Genomic DNA, 7009 nt, shown 5'->3' on the forward strand with positions numbered 1-7009 from the left:
CATCCTGCGAAACCGCTATCGCGCCGTCACTTGGCAACGCCCGTACGGCTCCCGGCAGATCGGCGCCCAGCGCCGCTAAGAGATCGAAATCATTGCCTGGCCGCACATTGCCTTCATGGTGCTTTTCGCCCCGTCGGCGAGTGGGACGCCCAATGCGTCGCGGCCCCCTACCCGTTCGGCCGTTCCGTCGTACCAGGCGAGCGTCTCGTAGCCGCGAAAGCTGCTCACGCGACCGTGATCTCGGCCCGTTCAACGCCGTTCTGGGACGGGAAACCAAGCGAATGGCTGGCGAAACGGCTCCGCCGCAGCCGGCCTCGATCACAAGAACCCGGCGTCGGGCGTGAGCAACTCGACGTCGGATTGCATTGAAGCTTCAGCCAGGGCGGCTAAGTACGGATCGTTGTGAGCGACACGCTTCGGACTCCCATTCGATTGCCCGACTTTGGCTCATGCCGGGACGGGCGGTATTCTGAGGGTGTCTGCGCACCATGTTCATGGTGGCCGACTCTGAAGCGGCGCCCAATCGGAAACATTAGCATCTCCGCGTTTTGGCGTGGCTGCTTAAACTCTTCGACGGTAACCGCCTCAAGTAGCAGGTCCAAGGCTTCGCGCCCCCTCCGACTTATCGGGTCATCGCCCCGCAGGTAGTGATACGCTCGATCTAAATGCACCCGCGCGGCGGAAAAATCGCTTGTCATATGACCCTCTCAGTTACCGCCCGCATTAGCCGTCTAGGAGGTGAGGGAGGCGCAATCGTTAGTATCCACAGACGGATTTGATTTAAATCGCTGATGATCCGGGAGAAACCAGGGCGCTGGCTGGTCTTGATGCGAGAGCCTCGCCGGATGGGTAGTATGCCACGGCTACGGACGGTCTTGATCGAGATGATGGTTGAGGCTGCGGACTTCCCGGCGGACAGCTTCGATCGTTCTAGGCGTCTGCGCCGATAAATCAGGCGGGCGAATGCTCTCAATGTCCGCGTTGACAGCCATGCGAATACCGCTTCGTTCTTAATCTGTGGACACGGACCGAATACTGGCCCCGGCAAGTCGGCCAGTCGAGCTCTAATCCCTTGCCATCACAAAACGCGCATTCACGAGGGGTCATCGCGAATGCCGATCATCATCGGGCTTAGGGAAGCCATCCCTGAGCACTCGTCGTCAACCAGGGCGAGGACGAGATTGTGGCACCTCTCCTGTTAGGGTTCGTTGTCTCTCCCGTCTGTGAACAAGTGGGGTCAAGCTGCGGTCTTCACCCGGCCCGGTTCCGCTGCCGCCCCAAAGTTGATTGTGGAGCATGCGGAAGCGACTGCTAGGTCATGCTCTGGAAATACTGACCGATCACACAAATCTATAGACAAAAAGTCAGTACTGGCAGCCGTGAGTTAACGATCGGCTCGTGGAAGGCAAAAAACGTGCAGCACGAAGATCCTCAGCCGTCCGCACCCGCGGACACTTCCCGAGTGACGACGCGGCGATGAAACTGCTATATCTGGTCCTGAACCATGCGGCTGAGGAATGGAAACGACCGCCGCGCGAATGGTTCGAGGCCAAGACCCAGTTCGCCGTTGTCTTCGGCGAGAGGTTCGTCAGCCAATGACGAGACCGGCCTCGCGCACAGAATTCCTGACAGTCCCCACCAAAATCGACTATTGCATATCCGAAAAGAATACCGACGCCTTCCTGCATGCGTGCAAAGCGCCACGCTCTTAGCCGCGCCGGTGCGCGAAACTGGACGCTCCAGCGCAACCTCCAAACGCCTTCACTTTGGACAGAGACATTTCGCACGCCAACCTGGATGGACTTTCTTCGCCTGAATCATCGGCTCACGGCAGCGGACAAGGAAGCAGCCCAGCAGCCTCTCGCCTTGCACGATGGAGAGCTTCCTCCACACACAGTCCTTTCGATCGAGCGAACGACCGAGGCAGCTCGTACCCGTGCGTCAACAATCGCTTCTCGTCCTCCGAGGTGACGTCATGATGAAGCTGTCAGCCGATGCCAACCCGCCGCGAAGGGGCCTAGGCTCACTCCCAGGCCCCCTTTCTGGCCTTCGGCTCCACTCAACCGCGCATAAACTGCGTTCCTTTCTCTGACCAGCCAAGGCTTGTCCGACTCCCCCGAAGAGAACCGCCCAAGAGCGCCGGTGTTACTATTTCCACAAGCTCCTAGTCGATAAGGACGCGAAGTCTACGCCATGGAAGGTCGAGCTCCTCGCCGCGCGCGATCAAGGCCATGTGCTCGCTTACCTGCTCGGCAACGGCCCCGGTCAACTCCGGCAGTTCAGTCAATTTTTCAAAGGCGGCCATTCATCTGATCCTTTCGGCAAGGTTGCCACGTCTGTCTGAAGCAAAAGCTCGTCCAGCGTGAGCAGCGGCGAGCGCATCGCCTTGGCATAGGCGTAGTGGAAGCAATCGAACATGCATCGACGAACATTATTCGTCACCACCTGTGAGATCATGGTCGAGCTCGTGATAGGCCTCCGGTTGAACCGGCTTTCGACCTGGCTGAAAAGACAGGCCGTGCTTAACCAGAATCTTTTTCGCCGTTTCTCTCGGGCTTTCCTTTGTTCATCCGGTTGCGGATGGTTTCCCGCAGGGCGACAATCACAGCATCGGTGATGCTTGTGCCGTCAATGCGCGCAAGCTCCCGAACGAGAGTATCGGCCTCCGGATTGTTGGCGAGCGGGCGAGCGGAGAACAGGGCAAGATAATCAAGCAATTTTGAGCCGCGATAGCCTTCCACTCGGCCATCGCGCGTAGGCGGTGGTTCCGGGTCAATCTCACCAAGGCGTCGGGGCTCTGAAAGCGGCCCTCCCCTCCCCTGCTCAGTGCGCGGCTGCAGGAGTTTTGTTGTTGAGGTTGGCCTCCGTATCATTGGGCGTTAGAGCACGCAGCACCGCCTCAGGCTCCCGGTCCATGACGCGAAGCAGTGTACGGGCCGCGCCGCTTGGCTGCCGCTTGCCCTGCTCCCACTTCTTGTAGCCGGATGGACTGGTTCCCAGCACGGTCGCCATCTCATCCTGTGTCAGGTCGAGCTTCTTGCGGATGGCTTTGGCGTCGACCGCGCCAACATCGACGCTGTGCACCTTGATACCGGGAACGTCCTTACCCTGCGCGTGCGCCAGAGCTTCCGACATAGACTGGATCAGATCAGCGCCGAATTTTGTCATCTCGCTCATGTCCTGCTCCTGTTCGCTGCCTTAATCGCCTTGGCGAAGGCTGCAACCGCTTTTGCCTCGTCCGGCTTCAGATCGACCTTTTCATTCTTGCCGTACGCCAACAGCGCGTAGATCGGTGCGTCATCGCTGTACCAGTAGTAGATGACCCTTGCGCCACCGCGCTTACCCTTGCCTTTGGCGCCGAACCGCATCTTTCGAACGCCACCGGTACCTGGAATCTCATCACCCACCTGCGGATTGGCAGCGAGAAAGTCGATCAGTTCCTTCCGCTCATCGTCGCTAAACAGCTCCGCCGCCTGCCTGATGAACAATGGTGTCTCGGCGACGGTCTGCATGCACTTCCTATAACCCAATGGGTTATATATGAGCCAGCGGTGGGCAGAGTCAATGGCCGATCTACCGAAACGACGCCTCCAACCGATCGATTATCCTTATCCTCTGGATTTGGAAATCAGCCCCGCAACGAGCTCTCAGGCGCTGCAAATGGCCGCTGACATGCAAAACGTGCTTCCCGTCGACCACAGGGACGGCTGATCGGCTACCTGCTCGGCGGCAACGACCCCGGTCAATTCCGGCAGTTCAGTCGATTTTTCGAAGACGGTCATTCATCTGATCCTTTTGGCAAGGTCGCCACGTCTGTCTGAAGCAAAAGGTGGTCCAGCGTGAGCCGCGGCGAGTGCATCGCCTTGGAATAGGCGTAGGGGCAATCGAACTTGCTGAGGCGCCGCTTTGCTATGCCGTGCTGTCCGGCGACAGCGACCGCGTAGGACAGGACGTGTCGGGGCGAACCGGGCTCGCAGAGCCGAATCTTTGGTGCTGCGAGCCATTCGACGACGACCGCCTCAGCCGCTTTGTAGGCGCAATTCAACTGATCCGGCCGTGAAAGCACGATGATGGCTTCCTAGGCAGCAAGTGTCATGTGAACGGCGAGCCGCATCGAGCGGCGCCGCTTCATAGGCGTCGGCCGTGTCCTCCGCCGCCATCATCGAGACGATCGCACATGCATCGACGAACATTATTCGTCACCACCTGTTGAGATCATGGTCGAGCTCGTGATAGGCCTCCGGTGGAACCGGCTTTCGACCTGGCTGAAAGACAGGCCGTGCTTAGCCAGTGTCTTTTGCGCCGTTTCTATCGGGCTTTCCTTGTTCATCCGGTTGCGTATGGTTTCCCGCAGGGCGACAATCACAGCATCGGGTGATGCTTGTGCCGTCAATGCGCGCAAGCTCCCGAGCGAGAGTATCGGCCTCCGGATTGCGAATGTTCAGCGTCATGTGTGTAGCTCCAAGCGCGTAGCGCCCTTTACATCACTGTGTAGCTTGGAGCATACCCGCAGTGTCGGTCGATTAGGCTGGCTCACACTTCGCCGGGGGCTTTGTTCATCCTCCTCTTCAAAACTGTTAGCGGCGAGCCAACCCACCAATGTCACTGAGGCGAATTCCCTCGGGACGGGCAGAGGCTGCCTGCCGCGCGTCCTTATGGCCTTGGCGCTTCGGGGACGGGCCACGCTTTTCGGGCGGCGCGAAGCGTGTCCAAAACCTGACAGCGGCAGACAATATGACAGGTTCAGAACAAACAATGGCAAAAATATCAGGTGCATTACAACCGGTCATCTGGGGCACCGGGAGGTTTTTCCAAAGCATGTGCGCGCTGAGCTCGCTGGCATGGCCCTTGCACGAATAAGGGAGCAACCAGAGGCTCCTCTTCCCCCCAACCCGTGCCTCTCTAGGAAGGAAACCAGAGTGCCGACAACCTTACCCTTTGGAAATAACTTTGGACAGCACCCGGTCTTGCAGATGGAGTCCCCGGCCCCTTCGATTCAAGTGGAAACCTGGCTGCGTGGCGAGCCGCTCAGCAGCTTCGAGCCCGGGAAAGTATACATCGTCGAATTTTGGGCAACTTCGTGCGGCCCATGTGTGGACGCGATGCCTCATCTGATGCAGTTGCAGGAGAAATACAGGGACAGCGGCGTTGAGATCATCGGAGTCGCGGCTAGTGAAGACGCTCCAACGGCCGATGAGGCCCGCAGCAATCTGGACGCGTGGTTGACCGAAAAGTTCTCGAATCTGAACTTTCGGATGGCGTTCGACTCCACAGGCGAAATGAAAAAGCTTTGGATGGAGCCCAGCTTTTCTTGCTGGATTCCGACCAGTTTCGTGGTCGACCGAGACGGCCACATCGCCTTTATTGGTGGCCCGACGGAACTCGATGAGGTTTTGCCGAAGGTGCTCAACGGCAGCTGGCGCGCCAGCGATCAAGCGAAAGCCGCCGACAGGGAGCGGATCGCGAAAGGCGAACCCAAAGCGCGCGAACAAGCGCTGACGAAGCCGATCAAGGCTAGATATCGGGCGGCGATGGAGACAAATGATTGGAAGACGGCGCGCTCGGCAATCGAGGAGGGCGTCGCCTTGATGCCGGACAACCTATATTTCCGCGTGAGTCTTGCGCATCTGTTGCTTCACAAAATGCGCGACATGGAGGCCGGCTTGCCCGAAATGCGCCAATTCGTTCGCGACGCGATCAACAGAGAGTCCGAGCACTGGATATATTATGGGCTATTCCTACTCTTCGCGCCGTGCTTTGATTATGCGGGCTTTCCGTCTGCTGAGCGCTTTGCGATGGGCGAAGAGCTGTCTAAACACATCGTGGCACTGCCGCAAGGCCACGGCTCTAAGTTCATGTCTTATCCGATGGTCGCTCAGTACTATCATGAGAGCGGCAACAAAGATCGCGCGATCGAGTTGGTCGAGCAGGCACTTAAGGTGCTGGACGGTCCGGAGCCTATCTCGAACGACCTGAAACAGCACCTTCTACCGGAGTTGCTGCAGGCTCTGGCCAACTACAAGGGTGAGAAGGTTTGTCACGGCACTATCTGTGTAGCTCCGCAAAAGGATTCTCCCAACGTCAATGGGGTGGCCGAGGAGCAAACCTAAGAAGGGGCGTGTCGGAATGCCTTACTGGTCAATTCGTCCACTTTCCTGGCGTGGTTGTGCAAATAGCCGGCCCAGGCGTCCAGCCCAGCCTCGCCGTCATCCGCAAACACGTGACTGACCAAGGAGAAGACGACGTCCCCTGATCACCTCACCAAAACATACTGCCGCTGCGGGTCTCCCGGACCCGTCAAAGATGGCACTGGAGTAATGCTTGGAACATGAAAAAAGGTTACTAGCCAGCTCGACGCTGCCCACCGATCCACCTGCACCCACAGGCGGGGAAGACGGGGACGCAGCCGACCGCCTGTCTCAGCGCCACGATAGCACTCGCACGCTCCGGCAACGGAACACCATTCAACATCCGCACCAAGGACATCCAAAAATGGCAAAGAATTTCCGGCCGCTGCATGACCGCGTGGTCGTTCGCCGCGTCGACTCCGAAGCGAAGACCGCCGGCGGGATCATCATTCCCGACACCGCAAAGGAAAAGCCGCAGGAAGGCGAGATCGTCGCCGTCGGCTCCGGCGCGCGCGACGAGGCGGGCAAGCTTGTTCCGCTCGACGTGAAGGCTGGCGACCGCATCCTGTTCGGCAAGTGGTCCGGCACCGAAGTGAAGCTCAATGGCGAAGACCTTCTGATCATGAAGGAATCCGACATTATGGGCATCATTCTGACCGCCGAAATCCAGTTCGCCTCTTCCACAGACCTTCGGAGCTAAAAAATGCCCAAAGACGTAAAATTTTCCCGCGACGCTCGTGAGCGCATGCTGCGCGGCGTCAACATCCTCGCCGACGCAGTGAAGGTCACGCTCGGCCCCAAGGGCCGCAACGTCGTCATCGACAAGTCGTTCGGCGCACCGCGCATCACCAAGGACGGCGTCACCGTCGCCAAGGAAATCG

The 7009-nt window shown here is 58.7% G+C and carries 12 protein-coding genes and 3 pseudogenes; 5 read left to right on the forward strand and 10 right to left on the reverse strand.

Annotated elements, in window-relative coordinates:
• Both NKI22_RS31205 and NKI22_RS31210 read right to left on the reverse strand, forming a co-directional pair.
• Positions 1-139 (reverse strand): annotated as a pseudogene (locus NKI22_RS31205) (type II toxin-antitoxin system HipA family toxin); the annotation flags it as partial.
• The gene (locus NKI22_RS31210; RefSeq protein WP_352485018.1) at positions 76-228 is read right to left on the reverse strand and encodes a hypothetical protein; all 153 of its coding nucleotides are present in this window, start codon (positions 226-228) and stop codon (positions 76-78) included. The gene NKI22_RS31210 and the pseudogene NKI22_RS31205, both read right to left, overlap by 64 nt.
• Before the next feature lie 1206 nt (positions 229-1434).
• On the opposite strand from NKI22_RS31210, the pseudogene NKI22_RS31220 reads away from it, so the two are divergent.
• Together NKI22_RS31220 and NKI22_RS31225 are read left to right on the forward strand one after the other, a co-directional pair.
• A pseudogene (locus NKI22_RS31220) lies at positions 1435-1599 on the forward strand (transposase); the annotation flags it as partial.
• A gap of 32 nt (positions 1600-1631) precedes the next feature.
• Positions 1632-1971, forward strand: a pseudogene (locus tag NKI22_RS31225) (MFS transporter); the annotation flags it as partial.
• 193 nt (positions 1972-2164) lie between these two features.
• Here the strand turns inward: NKI22_RS31225 and NKI22_RS31230 are convergent.
• The 8 genes from NKI22_RS31230 to NKI22_RS31265 all read right to left on the reverse strand — a co-directional run bounded on the left by NKI22_RS31230 (position 2165) and on the right by NKI22_RS31265 (position 4451).
• On the reverse strand, positions 2165-2305 hold the full coding sequence (locus NKI22_RS31230) for a hypothetical protein (protein ID WP_023722625.1): 141 nt from the start codon (positions 2303-2305) through the stop codon (positions 2165-2167).
• Positions 2284-2457, reverse strand: a complete 174-nt coding sequence (locus tag NKI22_RS31235) for a hypothetical protein (protein ID WP_352485008.1) — start codon at positions 2455-2457, stop codon at positions 2284-2286. Before NKI22_RS31235 ends, NKI22_RS31230 begins: the two co-directional genes overlap by 22 nt.
• Before the next feature lie 65 nt (positions 2458-2522).
• Positions 2523-2741, reverse strand: coding sequence for a type II toxin-antitoxin system VapB family antitoxin (locus NKI22_RS31240; protein ID WP_352485009.1), 219 nt, complete (start codon positions 2739-2741; stop codon positions 2523-2525).
• 82 nt (positions 2742-2823) lie between these two features.
• Entirely contained in the window at positions 2824-3177 is a 354-nt protein-coding gene (locus NKI22_RS31245; protein WP_023722622.1) for a helix-turn-helix domain-containing protein, read from the reverse strand.
• Positions 3174-3512 (reverse strand): type II toxin-antitoxin system RelE/ParE family toxin, encoded by a 339-nt coding sequence (locus NKI22_RS31250; RefSeq protein WP_352485010.1) that lies wholly within the window; start codon positions 3510-3512, stop codon positions 3174-3176. The genes NKI22_RS31245 and NKI22_RS31250 overlap by 4 nt, the downstream gene beginning before the upstream one ends.
• Positions 3513-3647: 135 nt before the next feature.
• On the reverse strand, positions 3648-3782 hold the full coding sequence (locus NKI22_RS31255; protein ID WP_023722620.1) for a hypothetical protein: 135 nt from the start codon (positions 3780-3782) through the stop codon (positions 3648-3650).
• A gap of 237 nt (positions 3783-4019) precedes the next feature.
• The gene (locus NKI22_RS31260; RefSeq protein WP_245278771.1) at positions 4020-4193 is read right to left on the reverse strand and encodes a hypothetical protein; all 174 of its coding nucleotides are present in this window, start codon (positions 4191-4193) and stop codon (positions 4020-4022) included.
• A 90-nt stretch (positions 4194-4283) separates the two neighbouring features.
• On the reverse strand, positions 4284-4451 hold the full coding sequence (locus NKI22_RS31265; protein WP_352485012.1) for a type II toxin-antitoxin system VapB family antitoxin: 168 nt from the start codon (positions 4449-4451) through the stop codon (positions 4284-4286).
• Between the two features lie 522 nt (positions 4452-4973).
• On the opposite strand from NKI22_RS31265, the gene NKI22_RS31270 reads away from it, so the two are divergent.
• The 3 genes from NKI22_RS31270 to NKI22_RS31280 form a co-directional block, all read left to right on the forward strand.
• Positions 4974-6110 carry a redoxin family protein gene (locus NKI22_RS31270; protein ID WP_352708773.1) on the forward strand — a complete coding sequence of 379 codons (1137 nt, stop codon included), beginning with the start codon at positions 4974-4976 and terminating at the stop codon, positions 6108-6110.
• Positions 6111-6492: 382 nt separating this feature from the next.
• Positions 6493-6828, forward strand: coding sequence for a co-chaperone GroES (gene groES / locus NKI22_RS31275; protein WP_352485014.1), 336 nt, complete (start codon positions 6493-6495; stop codon positions 6826-6828).
• Positions 6829-6831: 3 nt separating this feature from the next.
• Positions 6832-7009, forward strand: a 178-nt coding sequence (locus NKI22_RS31280; protein ID WP_352959675.1) for a TCP-1/cpn60 chaperonin family protein, incomplete at its 3' end; no start/stop codon positions are given.

The sequence above is a fragment of the Mesorhizobium sp. M0778 genome (assembly GCF_040320105.1).
In the GTDB taxonomy this organism is placed as follows: domain Bacteria; phylum Pseudomonadota; class Alphaproteobacteria; order Rhizobiales; family Rhizobiaceae; genus Mesorhizobium.